Annotated in this window: 4 protein-coding genes; 2 read left to right on the top strand and 2 right to left on the bottom strand. The window is 47.4% G+C overall.

Annotated features, from left to right (window positions below; translation table 11 throughout):
* Positions 1–1,818: a TauD/TfdA family dioxygenase gene (locus tag C7475_RS03930; protein WP_110051285.1), complete on the top strand. Its 1,818-nt coding sequence runs from the start codon at positions 1–3 to the stop codon at positions 1,816–1,818.
* Between the two features lie 16 nt (positions 1,819–1,834).
* Positions 1,835–8,470 carry a non-ribosomal peptide synthetase gene (locus C7475_RS03925; protein ID WP_110051282.1) on the top strand — a complete coding sequence of 2,212 codons (6,636 nt, stop codon included), beginning with the start codon at positions 1,835–1,837 and terminating at the stop codon, positions 8,468–8,470.
* A gap of 4 nt (positions 8,471–8,474) precedes the next feature.
* Here the strand turns inward: C7475_RS03925 and C7475_RS03920 are convergent, their stop codons facing one another.
* Both C7475_RS03920 and C7475_RS03915 read right to left on the bottom strand, forming a co-directional pair.
* Positions 8,475–10,214, bottom strand: a complete 1,740-nt coding sequence (locus tag C7475_RS03920) for a carbamoyltransferase C-terminal domain-containing protein (protein WP_110051280.1) — start codon at positions 10,212–10,214, stop codon at positions 8,475–8,477.
* Positions 10,214–16,447 carry a type I polyketide synthase gene (locus C7475_RS03915; RefSeq protein WP_110051277.1) on the bottom strand — a complete coding sequence of 2,078 codons (6,234 nt, stop codon included), beginning with the start codon at positions 16,445–16,447 and terminating at the stop codon, positions 10,214–10,216. The genes C7475_RS03920 and C7475_RS03915 overlap by 1 nt, the downstream gene beginning before the upstream one ends.
* Positions 16,448–16,456 lie beyond the last annotated feature (9 nt).

The raw sequence follows: 16,456 nt of genomic DNA, 5'->3' as shown, positions 1-16,456 counted from the left end.
ATGAAAAACCAGGATATTTTACAGTCATTGAAGCGTACAGTTCCCCGTCCTGTTCAACAGGTTAATCCGGTGCGCCAGGAAGTTATCCGTGGAAATGAAGAAGGTTCGTTATATGTTGTACTGAACTGTAGCAATGCAGATCTGCAGCTGAAAGAATGGGTATTGGACAATAAAGCACAACTGGATAAGTTATACCGGCAGTACGGCGCTATTCTTTTTCGTGGGTTCGCCATTGGTAATGAAGATGATTTTCAGCAGATCTGCCAGTTATATGCTACCCGTTTACTTGATTATTCTGAACCTTCCACACCGAGGACGAAAGTGGGAGATAAAGTATATACATCAACAGAATATCCGAAGGAAAGGTCTATTCCTTTCCATAATGAGCACTCTTACACAAACACCTGGCCAGGAAAAATATGGTTCTATTGTAAGGAGAATGCGGACAGCGGGGGAGAAACCCCCATTGCGGATTCCGCCCTGGTATACAGACTGATGCCCACGATGGTAAAAGAAAAATTCGAACGTGCCGGCGTACGATATGTAAGGACATTCCATAAACAGATAGACTTGAGCTGGCAGAAGGTATTTGGTACCGATAATAAAGAAGAGGTGAAGATATACTGCGAGAAAAGAGGTATGAGCTTTAACTGGAAAGAGGGAGACGTTTTACAGACCAATTATACGGCGCAGGCCATAGCGGTACATCCGGTAACAGGCGAGAAGGTGTGGTTTAACCAGGCGCACTTATTTAACCTCATGAACCTGGATGCCGATACACGATCTTCATTGGTGAGTTTACTGGGGGAAGAGAATGTACCACGGAACAGTTTTCTGGGAGATGGTACGGCCCTGACAAGAGAGGACTTTAACGCCGTGATGGATACATATGAAAAGGCTCAGATAGTATTCCCCTGGGAGAGCGGTGATGTACTTTTGTTGGATAACATGCGCTTTGCCCATAGCAGAAGACCATTCACCGGTAATCGTAAAGTATTGGTGGCGATGTCTGATCCTATTGAAGGGACAACCAATGCTGTGGGAAATGCACGTCGCAATACCGCCGCTTTTTTCAGCCGAAAGGAACGTCCGCAGACAGTACCCTGGCTGCGTTACCGGTTAGCCGCCCTTTACCGCATCCTGGCAATGGAGAAACTGGACGAAGGTATCAGCGGACATATTTCAATGAAAGTACCCGGCAGGGAAGATGCTTTCTGGGTGAATCCGTTCGGGCTTTTCTTTGAAGAAGTGACCCCTGATAACCTGATCACAGTAGATGGAAAAGGCAATGTATTGGAAGGGGACCATCCGGTGAATGTTGCAGGCTTTTGTATCCATGCGGCCCTTCACAAGGGAAGACCCGATACGCATTGTATCGTACACACGCACTCGCCGAACGCCACCTTATATGCTTCACTGGGGCAACCGATACAGCCGGTTAATCAAACCAGCTGTATGTTCTTTGAAGACCATGCGCTGTATGACGAATATAACGGACCGGTGCTGTCTTTGGCTGAAGGAGACAAACTGGTAGAAGCAACTGGCGGCAATCACACGCTTTTACTACGTAATCACGGTACCCTTACTATGGCGGCGGAACTGGAAACTGCGGCTATCCTGATGATCGCAGCCGAACAGTCCTGCATGGCCAACCTCATGGCAATGCGTGCGGGTAATGTTAAGATCGTTGATCCGGAAGTGGCAAGGCTGACGCGTCAGTGGATCGCTAACCCATTGGGTCTGCAAATAGAATTTGATGCCTATATGCGGAAGGCAGAACGTTTTTACCCCGATCTGATTCAATATAAACCGCTTTAATAAACTGACTCACACCATGAACACCGCGTTTGCCTACAGACTATCCTCTCAGCAACAGTCACTGATCCTCTCAAAGGCGCACCTTTTTTATAATAAGCTGGTTTTTACATTACCGGGACGATTTTCACAAAAGGATGTTGAAGTCGCCATTACACAATTGCTGGATTGTTATGAAGCATTCAAACTATCAGTTCATGAGAGTGAGCAGGGAGAATGGTTGCAGTCTGCCGGACTGGAAGTAACACCTTCCTTCTCCAGGCAAAGGTCCCTGCCCGGTAAGATGGAGAAAGTTAACGGAAAAGATTCGCCTGTTCGCGTATACCTGCAACAGGGAAACGGTAAAACTGATGTGACTTTATTGGTGAGCCCACTGGTGGCGGACCTGAGTAGTTTGCACATATTACAGCAACAACTTATTACCTTACTGGAAACCGGTACTGCGCCCACAGAAGAAATCGGTTACCTGCAATATGCTGAATGGCAGCATCAGTTGCAGGATAGTGAAGGTCAGGCAGAAGCCTCCTCCTTCTGGAATGCTCAATACAAAGGTGCACAGCTGGTGCTTCGCAATGAATTGAAATATACTGATAATCAGTTGGAAGCAGGTGTAAAGACATTGGTGCTGCCGGCTGAGTTAAGCGAACGGATAGGAACTGAAGGAGAAAATATTTTCCTCGCCTGCTTCCTGGATATGTTACAGATGCTCACAGATAGTGAGTCTTTTACGATCGGAGTAGAGTGCCACGGAAGGGAATTTGAAGAGCTGAAAGATACCATCGGTCTGTTGAGTAAGGTATTACCCTACGCATATAGCCAATCAGCCGACATCCTGTCTAATATAAAAGCGTTTCAGTTTTATCATACTGCCGAACAGGTATTTGATTACCAGTTCGGTTACGTGGCCTTGAATGGCGCTTCTGAAGGACTGCAATGGTTAATGGGCAGGAAGTTGAAATGCCAGGTGATCACTGACGATACAGGAATGCGGGTGTTATTCCTGTATCATCCTGGTTACTTTCGTATAGAAGACATCCGTCAGATGCAGGACTTGTACCTGGCACTGTTAACTGACCGTGTAAACAGAAATCATAACAAACTAAGCCTCTTCCGCACCTCCTTTGCAGAAAGAGTATGCGCTTCCGGAACGAAGGTAGAAAGTGAGTTTGCGCATATTGTGGAGGCCTGTAAAGCGATGACGTTGCAATACCCGGCACATGAAGCAGTTAAAAGCCTTTCCGGTAGTCTTACGTATAAGGAATTGGATGAGTATTCAGATAAGGCAGCGGCTGCATTGATAGAACGCCATGGCATTACTGCAGGCGATTTTGTTGGCGTAATGATGCCGGAAGATCATTGGCTGCCTGTTGCATTGCTGGCTATTATGAAAACGGGCGCGGCATATGTGCCTGTAGACGCTGGTAATCCGGAAGCGAGAATTCAGCAGATACTGTCAGATGTCCCGTTGAAGTGTATATTGATCAATGAAGAACAACCGGATTATAAAGTACCCATAGTACGTTTTAAATTACTCTGTAAAGAGCATGACCTGGTGCTCCGGCCCTGTCAGTTTACCGGCGAAGAGATAGCATGTATGATCTATACATCCGGTACTACCGGTATACCGAAAGGCGTCATGGTGACCGGGCATAACATGTTGAATTATACCAGCTGGCTGAAACACACTTTTCACCTGACTGAAAATGACCGGAGCATCTTGCAGGCATCTTATGCCTATGACCTTGGGTATACAAGTTTATGGGGATGCCTGACCAGTGGTGCAGCTGTTCATATCATCCCGGGCGAAAAAAGGCAGGATGCCGATTGGATGGTTGACTATATCAGAGAACAGCAGATCACCTTTCTGAAACTAACGCCTTCCATCTGTTACTTGTTATTACAGGCGGAGAACATCGGAGCATTAAAGGATTCCTCCCTGCGACTGGTCTTTTCAGGTGGAGAGAAGATAGATGTCTCCGGTATTGAGCGGTTCGCAGCTATAAAACCGGATATACAATTTGTCAATCACTATGGACCAACTGAAACCACGATAGGGACTTTGTTCCAACCAGTGAACCTGACTGGCTTTGCATTGAAACCAGTAGTGGGTAAACCCATTAGCGGGAATGAAGTATTTATCGTTAATGCAGCGGGCGACTTTTGTGTACCAGGTGAGAAAGGAGAGTTACTTATAGGAGGTAAGGGTGTGGCGAAAGGTTATTATAACAGAGAGGAGCTCACCAGTGAAAAGTTCGGGGAGATAACACTGAATGGCAGAACTGTAAGAGTATACCACACAGGTGATCTTGGCTATTGGATAGGAGACGGAACAGTGTGCCTGGAAGGGAGAAAAGATAGCCAGGTTAAGATACACGGCCACAGGGTGGAGTTGGAAGAGATCAAAAATGCTATACAATTCACGGGGATCAGAGAAGTGTACCTCAGGCTCATACCATCACGTTCATTCGGGGAAGAACTGGTGTGCTATTACCTGGCGGATAAAGAAGCAGTGCAACCAGCCTGGCGTCAGGAACTTGGGAAGGTATTGCCTGACTATATGATACCGGCATTCTTTGTTAAGCTGGATAAATTGCCGCTTACAGCGAATGGAAAAATTGACCACAACCGTTTCCCTGATCCGTATGAGCATGCAGGGCAACATATAGCTGTCGACAGTAACCTGAATGAGGCAGAAACCGTTATTGCTGCAATATGGTCAGAGGTATTGGGGCTACCTGTTGGTGCAGACAGTGACTTCTTCGCATCAGGAGGAGATTCAATCAAAGCCATCCAGATAGTGGCTAAATTGAACAGAAAGGGCCTGAATTGCCAATTGCCGGATATATTCAACTATACTACTGTCAGGACATTGGCCGCCCGGTTACAGCCTGAAAAGGCCGTTATAAGCCGTTACCGGCTTTTGCCCATGCAGGAAGCCATGTATTATCATCATAAGGTATTCCCGGAATCAGCTGCGAATCATATCATCCGGCAGTTTCACATAGCGGGAGGTCTGCAGCCTGCCTTACTCGAAAAGGCCATCAAAGGCGCTATACAGCAGTTTGACATTCTGCGGCTCCGTTTCTTTACGGGGGAAGACCATCACTTCTATTGTACCGTCAGTGATGATAATACCTTATCTGTAGAGATCTCAGAAGGCAATGATGTCGCAGATACAAAACGGAAGTGGTTGAGTGAAGGTGTTGATCTGGCTGCCGGACCGGTGTTGAAGGTGAAGATATTCCTTCAGCCCGAAGGTGCGCAACTATTGCTGTACTATCACCATATTATCATGGACGGGTGGTGCTTCCAGCTGATCATACAACAGATAATGGCTTACTATGAGGCATTGTGCACGGGTAAGGAACATACCTGGAGGAAGTATACATCCTTTACGAAATATCTTGACTGGATCAAAGGAAAGGATGCTGCAGCCTCCCGTTCATTCTGGAGCAACTATCTGCAGGGATATGATACACTGGCTACCGTCCCATCCACCGGTACACAACAACCCACTGCTTATGATGCAGGCGAATATATGCTTACACTGCCTGCGGATTTAACAGCGCAGATCGGCGCCTTGTGTGCAAGATCCAGGCTGACTGTCAGTACTTTTATGCAGGTTGCCTGGGGTATTTTGCTGAGCAGGTACAACAATACCAATGATGTAGTATTTGGGGTGACCGTCGCAGGCAGGCCTTATGAAATGGAAGGCTTTGAGGATCTTTTGGGACTGTTTATAAATACACTGCCTGTACGTGTACGCTGGGAGGACGAGACCATTTCTTCTTTGCTTGCCACCGTAAGAAATTACCTGTTTGATATACAGCAACACCAGTATCTGTCCCTGGCTGAAATACAAGCCTGTTCAGTGCTTAAGAAAGACCTGCTGGATCACGTGCTGGTATTTGAAAATTATCCGCTGAGCAGCATGGAAGAGTCCATGGTTAATACGAATATATCCGTCGTGTCGGAAAATGGGGCTGCACAGGTAGGTTATCCGCTGGCAGTGGTCGTATACCCCGGCACCTCCTGCATCGTTAATTTCATGTACAACAGGAACAGGTATACGGATACCGCCATTGGAAAAGTGGCTACCTGTCTATTGCAGGTGCTGGAGCATATGGTAAACGATCCTGACGGTAAAATATCCGGTCTGGACGTTGTACCCGAGCAGGAAAGGCTGGCATTATTGAAGGCAGGAGAACCATACGGCAGCTTCGATCCCGGCATTAACATCCTGGATGCCATTGAAGCCGCTGGCAAAACGTACCCTGGGAAAACTGCCCTGGAAGATCAGCAGCAAACCTTGTCCTATGCCGATATGCTGAGTAAGGTGGACGTAATGGCCGGTTGGCTGATAACTAAGCACGGCATCCGCAAAGGGGATCATGTGCTGGTCTGCCTTCCTCCTTCGACGGAACTGATCATTGCAATACTGGCTGTATTAAAAGCCGGTGCTACATACGTTCCGGTAGATATTGAATACCCGGCAGACAGGAAACTGTATATCGCTGTTGATAGTGACGCCAGGGCAATGATCAGTAGTTTGTACCTTTCAACAGCATTGACAGGGGTGCCGCTTATTTTGATGGAAGTTATACCGTCCGAAGTACCAGCAGTAACAATGCCTGTTATCAGTGGAGAAGATATTGCCTACATCATTTATACTTCCGGATCAAGTGGTAACCCCAAAGGGTGCCAGGTTAAACACAGCAATTTACAGCATCTGTTCCTGCAACAGCAGCCCTGGTTATCTTTCTCTGCAAAAGATAAATGGATCATGGCACATTCCGCTGCGTTTGATTTCTCTGTATGGGAAATGTATGGCGCCCTGGTGAACGGTGGTTCACTCTATATTCCGGATCGCAATCAGGTAAGGGATGCAGGCATGTTCTGTCAGCTATTGGAAGAAAAAGGAATTACCATCCTGAATCAGACGCCATCTTCTTTCTACGGACTGCTGGATGTCATGAAAGTAGGTGATCTACGTATGGTGATATTTGGAGGGGACGTACTGGATTTTACAAAGCTACGCAGATGGCTTGATATACCTGGCCATGAACAGGCGGCTTTATATAACCTCTATGGCATTACAGAAACGACTGTACACGTTACCTGGCACCAGGTAACTGACGATGAGATATTACATGCTACTGGTAGTTCTTATATCGGTACGCCACTTCCGGGGGCATCCGTATACATCATGGATAAACAGCTGCAACTGTGCCCGGAAGGTGTTTTTGGAGAGATCTGTGTAGGCGGGGATGGCGTCTCTGCAGGATATTACAATAACAAAGAGCTGACGGAATTCAGGTTCATTACACATCCGCTGAATGATGAAGGCCGGTTGTACCGTAGCGGAGATACTGGCCGTTGGTTACCCGGTGGAATACTGGAGTTCGGGGGAAGGCGGGATGAGCAGGTAAAGATTCGCGGCTACAGGATAGAACCAGGGGAAATAGTATACCGCTTGCAGGAACATTCAGCTATTAAACAGGCTTGCGTAGTTCCTGTTAAAGTGACGGGAACTACTTCTCTGGCTGCCTACATCATTTTTAAAGCAGCGCCTATGTCAGTAAAGGAACTCCGGTCATTCCTGGCATTAACGCTTCCTGCGCATTTCATTCCCCAGTATTTCATTCCTTTGGAGGCCCTGCCTCTTACTGCTAACGGTAAGGTTGACAGGCGTAAGTTGCCGCCTCCGGTCTCCACTACTGCCGTGAAAGAGAGTGATGATAAGATAGAACAATATCTTGTGAGCCTGTGGAGCAAGGAGCTCGGACAAGCGGTTTCACCGGAAGATAATTTCTTTGAATCCGGCGGCCATAGCCTCATATCCTTCCGCATCATCAGCGCCGTGCAGCAGCAATTCAATGTAACGTTGCCGGTTATACAGTTGTACCAGGACCCGGTACTGAAAGATTTTGCGTCTACCATCAGGCAGCATATGGCTGGTATGGACCGGCAGGTTGAGGCCGAATATATCGTACTCAAAGAAGGTCCGGCAGATAAGACATTGTTCTTCTTTCCGCCCGCCGTCGGTTATGCCGTCGGTTTCGGTAAATTGGCTATGCACCTGGAGGGGTATAGGGTGATCGGTATCAACTTCATTGAACATGATACCATTGCAAAAATGGTTGCCATCGTACAGCAATTGCAACCAGCCGGAAATCTTGTTTTCTGTGGCTTCTCTGCAGGTGGAAGTATGAGCTTTCATGTGGCACAGGCACTTGAGAAAGCAGGGCGAAATGTAAATGCGCTCGTGTTCCTGGATTCCCGCAGATTCGTGAAAGCCGAACCGCTGGAGGAATCAATGATCGGACAGATTGCTACGGATTACCTGAATGACCCACGGGCTAAAGCCATCATCAGTTCTCCTGAAATGGCATCTCGTATGCGCCATCGTATTGAAGCCTCCACGAGGTTTATTCATCAGCTGGAAGACAGCGGAATGATCAACGCCGACATATTTTACATCAGCTCAGATGAGAACAGGGAGAATGTAGAGCGCTGGTCTGCATGGGGAGAGGCGACCAATGGCAGCGTAGTGGTTTGTGAAGGGAAGGGGCCCCATGTATCCATGCTTGATAGCGAATATCTGCCCAAGAACTTACAGGTATACATGAGGATCCTTCATGAAATATTTCAATAGAACTTTACTTCTCTATCATATAGTCGTTTACAACCAGTACATCCAGGCCAGTTGTATAAAACATCCCGATAGCGTCTTCCAGTGAATGCAATATAGGTTTCCCCATAATATTCAAACTAGTGTTAAGTACAATGGGGACACCTGTAATGTCATAGAATGATTTGATCAGTTTATAGTAAGATGCATTCCACTCTTTTTTCACGGTTTGTAATCTGCCGGTATGATTGGCATGTACAACCGCCGGTATCTGGCTCTTCACTTCCTTCTTGAAAATAAGTGTCCGCTCCATATAAGGCGTTTCCTCATAATTCTCAAAGTAGGTATCCCCGAATTCATGCAGAATAGAAGGCGCAAACGGACGGAACTCTTCCCTGAACTTTACCATTGAGTTGATCTTGTTCTTCATGTCTTCCGGTCTTGGGTCGGCCAGAATACTCCGGTTGCCTAGTGACCGCGGACCGAATTCTGCTCTTCCCTGCACCCATGCTACGAGTTTTCCTTCTGCCAGTTTCGCGGCGGTTTCTTTATGGATGCTAAGTGGCAGGTGACGGATATTGTTCACCCTTCCCAGCTGTAACATCCGTTTAATGGCTTCCTCCTGGATGGCAGAACCAAGATATGGTGTGAAGAAGGATTTACTTCCCAGTTTAATGGCAGGATTATCTTCTTTTAATGCAAGCATGGCTGCGCCTATGGAATTGCCATCATCTGCGGGGGCAGATGGAACGAATAATTTGTTGAAGCCCGTAGTAGATGTTACTGTTCCGTTAAAGGAAGAGTTTAATCCGCAGCCGCCTCCTATAACCAGGTTAGCCGATAGTTTAAGCGACTCCACGTCTTTCAGCATGGCGGTGGTCAGCTCCGAAAAACAGGTCTGTCCTGTAAATGCCAGGTCCGCCGCCGTCCACGGATCACTGTCAGGCGCCCGTTTGAATGCTTCCAGTTCTTTTAATATCGCGATGATCCTTTCAACAGGAGGATAATGCAGACGGAGGTTGTCGTACCAGCATAATTCCTTTATTAGTTTGTAGGCCTCCGGGATGATCTTGCCGTAAGGCGCAAGTCCCATCACTTTCCACTCCTCGCCGGTAAACCAGTCAAAGCCGCAAAGTGTTGTGATCATCTCATACAACCATCCCAGGCTTTGAGGGCCTTTATGCAGTCTGACCTCCTTCACCTTATCATTTTCGTAATGATAAATGGAAATGGAACCGCCTTCCCCGTAGCCGTCAATAACGGCACAGGCAGCGTTTTCATACGGACTGGTATAACAGGCGTAGGCCGCATGTGCCAGATGGTGGGAGAAACTGCGGAAGCTCACTTTACTTTCAGGGAAGTGTTGTTGCAGGGCGAGTAAGATGCCCGTACCCGCATTCTTCTGGTACTGGTGCTGTAATTTGAGAATGGTATAAATGGAAGCCTTTGAGAAGATGTACCTGGAAGGAAGTTGTAACAAGGGATTTGTAAGGCTCTTTTCTGAAAAGAACCCAAGCCGTTCCAGTCTGTCAAGGAACTCCAGGTAATCCTGGCTCCACGACGTAGCAACCACGAAGGAAGCGCCCTTCTTACAGTATTTTTTCAGCGTACGGCCAATATCGAAGTTGTCGGCAGGGCAACTCAGCCCTCTCTTATATTGCAGTTTTCTTTCTGTTGCTTCTGCAAACAGTACCTCTCCCTGATTGTTCATGATGGCAATAGAGGAGTCGTGGAATGTATTTGAAAGACCGATGTAATATGTTTCCATTACACTTTATATTCGTTTAGGATGTTCGCAATTTCGTCGTCGGAGATCATGCTGATCTCAGCGATCAGTAGGTCTTCAGGATCGTATGCTGGTTTGTTTAACGCAGAAAAGATGTAGCCGGACAAGGTGGCGATTGTCGGATACTGGAAGAAATGGGAGATCGGAATGGGGATCCCTGTTGCGGCCACCAGTTTGTTTTTGAGTGTATTGAGCATGATGGAGTCAAACCCGGTTTCAAAATAAGGCCGGTCAGTAACAAGTGGCTCATCTTCTCCAAGCCCTAGTACATCTTTCGCCAGTTTTTTCACCAGTTCCAGCATGCCGGTTTCATTTTTGGGTAATACGAAGGCCATACGGACGATTTCTTCATTCCCCTGGGCCTTATGCCACCCTTGAGGTAAATAAGGCTGTAACCAGCCTGGAAATGCCTGTCCGGGTGTAAGGTCCAGCGCCGCATATACCGCGCCTTTTGCCTGCATCAACGATTCCATTAACCGGATGCCTTCCTGGTTATCAAAGGGATGGATGCCCAGTTGTTCAAAATGGGAAGACAATGATGCTGCCATGGCTGAACTTTTCCAGGGTCCCCAGCAGATGCTGACACAAGGTAGCTGCTGCGCTTTACGCAGTTGTGCTAGGCCGTTCAACAGATAGTTCGCAGCGCCGTAGTTTGTTTGTCCGGCATTACCTATCAGCGATACGGTAGAGGAAAACAAAACGAAGAAGTCCGGTTGCCATTGCACGCTCAGTTTGTGGAGTTCCCATGCATGCTGTACCTTCCCCTCGAACACCGATGTGAAGCTTTCCTTATTATGTGAGAGGAGTAACTTATCATTGATAGCGCCGGCAGTATGAATGATGCCCTTTACATTTGTAATGTTCTTCAGTCGTTGGGACAGCGATTCATTTTCCTTCATCTGGATATAAGTGATCCTGCAGCCCTGCTGTTCCCATTGCGATGATACTGTTTCCCGTAAAGGCCCTCTGCCTGTGATAACAACATGCCCGGCGCCCTTCTGGACCAGCCATTGCACAACCTGTGTGCCCAGACTGCCGAACCCGCCCGTAACGATATATGTTTTGTCCTTCTGAATAGATAGTGCTGTTGTTTTTTCAATGAGCAGTTTTTGTTCAAGTACCGGCATGGACCATTGCCCTTCACGGATCACGAATTGAAATCCCGTGGCAGGTAACTGACTGGTGATAAGTGCCAATGCCTGGCTATATTCATTTGCATTGACGTCAACGACCGTAAACTGCACATGGTCCAGTTCATGTTTCAGGGAAATGAAGAAGCCCCATAACATGCTGCTTTGAAGGTTGACAGATGCCTGCTGATGTACATTGTTGGTAACAATGATAAACCGCTCGAGGGAAGCCGACCGGACCTGTTCTGTCAATGCTGCGAGGTGAAGCAGTTCCTGTTGGTCAATGACCGGCGTACTATCTTCAAAAAGATTAGAGATATAACAGATCGTTGTTCTTTCGGTTATTTCGGGAGCGACGCTGATATGAGCAATGATCGTATCCGTACCTGCCGACAATAGCTGTTGTTGCCAGTGTTCCGCAGTTTCACGTTGCTGATCATAAAGGATCACCTGTAGAGCCGGAGCTACCGTTTCTGCCGTTGCAATCTTTTGATACACCAGTTCTGAAATACTGTCCTCGTTGATCTCTGTGGAGGACATTAGTTTCCCTTGCCCGGCCACAAACAATGGCATCCAGTACTTCTTTTTCTGGAACGGATAGGGTGGTATTGGCAGATGTTGCAGCTGATACCCGCTCTCGCCCTGTTTCCAGTCTACATGGATCCCATTCCTTTGCAAACAGGCCAGGCTTTCCATGAACTGGGCGACGGCAGGTTTACCTCTTCTCAGTGAAGGGATCGCTTCGAGTGATGGAAGTTGCAGGTTATTGACCATGTTGGTCAGTACCGGCTGTGGGCCAACCTCCAGGCACAATGTACACCCTGATTGCTGTAATGAGTGAATGGAGTCATTGTACCTGACTGCCTGCAGCATATGCTTTGACCAGTAAGCCGGGTCTTGTTGTTGTGTTTCATTAAGTGTAAGTCCTGTAACATTGGAAATTACAGGGATAACTGTTTTTCCTTGCCTGACTTTGGCGCTTGTTTGCATGAGCGATTCTGCCGCAGGAGCCATTAATGGAGAGTGGAAAGCATGTGATACATTCAGCGGAGAACAGTTGACGTCCCTAGCATTATCTTTCAGTAATTGCAGCTGGTCCGATTTCCCGGAAACGACAGTTTGTTGAGGGGCATTCACACAAGCGATATACAAGTCAAGCTTAAGGGCTGTTATCAGTTGATTGGCCTTCGCTTCCGAAACATTCAGTGACATCATACCAGTGCCTGCAGGTAATTCCTGCATTAGCCTCGCCCTGTCACTTATCAGCATCACCGCATCTTCTAATGTTAGCAGCCCTGCCACGCACGATGCAGTAAACTCTCCGATGCTGTGGCCCATTACTATTGCAGGCGTGATACCAAAACTTTTATACAATGCAGACAGCGCATACGATAAGCTGAAAAGCGCAGGTTGTGTATACCGGGTCTGGTCAATACGTTTGTCCGGATCTTCTTTGAAGATGATTTCCGATAAGGAGATACCGTTGTTGTATTTTGCATACAGCTTACTGCAATCATCGATCGCCTGGCGGAAAACAGGATAATACTCATAGAGCTCTTTCCCCATGCCAGTGTATTGAGATCCCTGTCCCGTGAACTGGAATCCGATCGTATGTTTTATCTGCCTGCAATAAACAGCCTGTTCTTCAGAGAACTTCGCTAATGATGAAGCGAGGGCCTCCTTACTGTTCGTTATACAATGCCAGTGATAGGGCAGCCCGTTATTTCTTCTGTTGATATTGTAAGTGATCTCTCCGATAGATGCGTTTGTGCCAGATACATATTTCTGGAGATCTGTTGTCATCTCCTTTAGTGCAGCTATAGAATGAGCGGACAGCGTGCAGATATAACTGCCTTTGTCTGGAGATGTATGGCGGGTAACTACCGGCGCTTCAATAATAGCATGTGCATTGGTACCGCTGAAACCAAATGAACTGATCCCTGCTATTCTCTTTTTGTCTGCCAGCCAGCTGACTGGTTGGTCCACCACTTTTATCTGTGCGGTTTTCCACGGTATCAGCGGATTAGGACGATGGAAGTGAAGATTACCGGGGATCTGCTGATACCGGAAGGACAATAGGACCTTAATAAGTCCTGCAATACCTGCTGCCGATTCAAGGTGCCCGATATTAGACTTGAGGCTGCCTGTAAGCAAAGGCGATTGTCTGCCGCCGGTTTGATAGGCCTGTTGCATAGCTTCTAACTCCAACGGATCTCCTAACGGCGTACCTGTTCCATGTGCTTCTACGTAGTCTACCTCATCAGGATGAATGCCTGCCATCTGGATTGCTTTGCTGAGCAACCGTTGTTGCGCCAGTCCATTCGGGGCTGTCATACCGTTGCTTTTGCCGTCCTGGTTGATCGCCGAGCTACGGATGACGCCTAATATAGCATCTCCATTCTCTATGGCACTGGCCAGTGGTTTCAGGATAACCAGGGCGCATCCTTCTCCACGGCCATAGCCATCAGCTCCGGCATCGAAGGTTTTACACCTGCCGTCGGGCGACAACGCCTGGATCCTGGTAAGGGCGACGCTGGGCTCCGGCGCAAGCATCAGGTTTACACCTCCGGCTATAGCCATGGTACAATCGCCGGATTGCAGGCTGTTACATGCATAATGGATGGCCGCGAGGGAAGAAGAACATGCTGTATTAATGACCATCGCAGGGCCGGTCAGATCAAAGAAATAAGACAACCTGCCTGCGGCAGTGCTGGTGATAGTCCCCGTCAGGGAATAAGGATCGATTGCTTCCATATCGTCAGAACAGATATGGGCGCGCATATAATCGCTGTGGCTAAGGCCAAGAAAAACACCTGTTTCGGTATGTTGGATCAACGGTAGCGGATAACCTGCATCCTGCAATGACAGGAAAGCTGTCTCCAGTAACATCCGCTGTTGCGGGTCTAATGCCGCTGCCTCTTTTGGTGAAATGCCAAAGAAGCCTGCATCAAATAATTCCGGGTGATCAACAAAGCTGCCTGCGAAGGCCTTGTCGCCATTTTGCACACGCCATCTTTCCGCCGGCACTGTCATAACAGGATCTATACCTTTGATCAGCAGTTCCCAGAGCTTTTCAGGGTCATCAGCGCCTGCCGGAAATTTACCTGCCATACCAATGATAGCGACCGGCTCAAAAGTTGCCCGGCGGTTAACCGTCTTCTTTTCCTGCTTAACAGTCGCAAGGTGTTCTGCCAACCGGTGAATTGTAGGATATTCAAATACTACGGTCGGGCTTAAACTGAGTTGCATGATATGGTTGATCCGGTTGATCAGCGATGTGCCTTTGAGGGAATCGAATCCCAGGTCGATCAGTGGTACATCGGTCTGGATATCGGTAATGCCAAATAAGGCGGTTATTTCCTGCTGTATTAATTGTATGTACGTGCTGTACTGAGAGATCTTCTTCTCTATAGGAGGTCTTTTTTCCAGGTATTCTTCCGCCAGTTTGGTCCGTTGTAATTTACCGCTGGTCGTTTTAGGGATACGGCTTACCGGTACAACAGATTTTACCACAAGCCCAAAGTGTTTCATAATGATCTTTCTGACCTGTTCTGAAACACCTGCGAACTGCTGTTCTGAGCCTCTGTATTGTATAAAGATGACCAGTTCCTCACCATTCTTACCATCCGGTACGGAAGCTGCTGCTGTTTTCGTAAGGCTGAACAATTTCCCGTCTTCTGCTTCCAGCACTCTCTCCAGGTCATAAGGATAATAGTTTAATCCGTTGATGATGATCATTTCCTTTTCCCGGCCTGCGATATAGAGATTGCCTTCATGAATAAAACCGGTATCACCGGTCTTCAGCCATCCATCCGCTGAAAATGCATCGGCGTCTTCCAGCTGATAATAACCGGATGTAATACTCAGGCCCTTTAACTGGATATTACCTGTTTGTCCGTCAGCCAGCAACTGATCATGTTTATCGGTGATCCTAATCTGCACATACTTCGATGCCTGACCGCAGGACACAAGGGTAATAGCCTGTGGCGATCCTTCGGGTACAAATTCCACCGTCCCTTCATGTTGCAGGCTTAACCTGTTTACAGTAACAGTGATAAAAGGTGTACCATAAGGATGAAAAGACGCCATCAATGTAGCTTCAGCCATTCCATAGGCTGGTAGCATGACTTCCTGGCTTATTTTATGTGGTTTAAGTGCTGTAACGAACTGGCTGATCAACTCATGATTAATACTTTCAGCGCCGTTGTAGATTGATTTAAGACAGCTTAAGTCCCATTGTACATGCTGGCTTTTACTTTCAAAATCCTGCAGAAAGTATTTATAACCGAAATTGGGAGAATAGCCAATATTGCCACGGTGTTCATCCACCTTGTGCATCCAGATCATGGGATGCCGGATGAACAAAGCCGTAGGGATCAACACCAGGTTGTATCCAAGCAGTAACGTTTTAAAAAGACACCCGACCAGTCCCATGTCATGTGTGAGCGGCAGCCAGGAAACACCGGTTTCTCCGGGGGCCATGTCAGAACTGATCTGAATAGCATGGACATTGCTCAGCACATTCATATGTGAGATCATGATCCCTTTTGGTTGCCCGGTAGAACCTGATGAGAACTGCAGATAGGCAATTTCGTCGGGAGAGGCAGCATGACTGATCTGTGCAGGTTTGATATCGGTTGTCCATAATACTACAAAAGCCTGCATTTCTTTCCACCATGCTGCATCGCCTGCTGTAAAGAATTGTTCCAGCCTGGCAAGGCTTTCGGCATCTGCAAAAAGGAACGGACGTTTCATGATACGCCAGGCATTCCTGATCTTTTGTTTATGCTCGTCCTGTGTACCTGTGGCAAGTGGCACAGCGATGATGCCGCCTAACAGACAGGCTACGAAAGCAATAACAAACTTTTTATTATCATCTGTCTGAATGATCAGTTCATCTCCTTTTCTTATACCATAAGCAGTGAAATGACCTAACAATCCTTTAGCGGCATGAATAAGCTGTTCGTGGGTCAGGGCTTCTTCTTCGGTCATTCCTTTTACGAAGGTGATCTTTCTTTCTGCTAGATCGGAACGGTTAAGCAGTGCGGCTGTTATATCCGGGAAATTAACAAGGGACTGGTGCATAATAATTGT

This window comes from Chitinophaga sp. S165 (assembly GCF_003182155.1).
Lineage (GTDB): Bacteria > Bacteroidota > Bacteroidia > Chitinophagales > Chitinophagaceae > Chitinophaga.
This window is presented reverse-complemented; position numbering and strand designations above follow the sequence as displayed.

Coding starts and splice junctions, on each gene's coding strand:
- C7475_RS03930 (WP_110051285.1), top strand. CDS start 1: ATGAAAAACCAGGATATTTTACAGTCATTGAAGCGTACAGTTCCCCGT.
- C7475_RS03925 (WP_110051282.1), top strand. CDS start 1,835: ATGAACACCGCGTTTGCCTACAGACTATCCTCTCAGCAACAGTCACTG.
- C7475_RS03920 (WP_110051280.1), bottom strand. CDS start 10,214: ATGGAAACATATTACATCGGTCTTTCAAATACATTCCACGACTCCTCT.
- C7475_RS03915 (WP_110051277.1), bottom strand. CDS start 16,447: ATGCACCAGTCCCTTGTTAATTTCCCGGATATAACAGCCGCACTGCTT.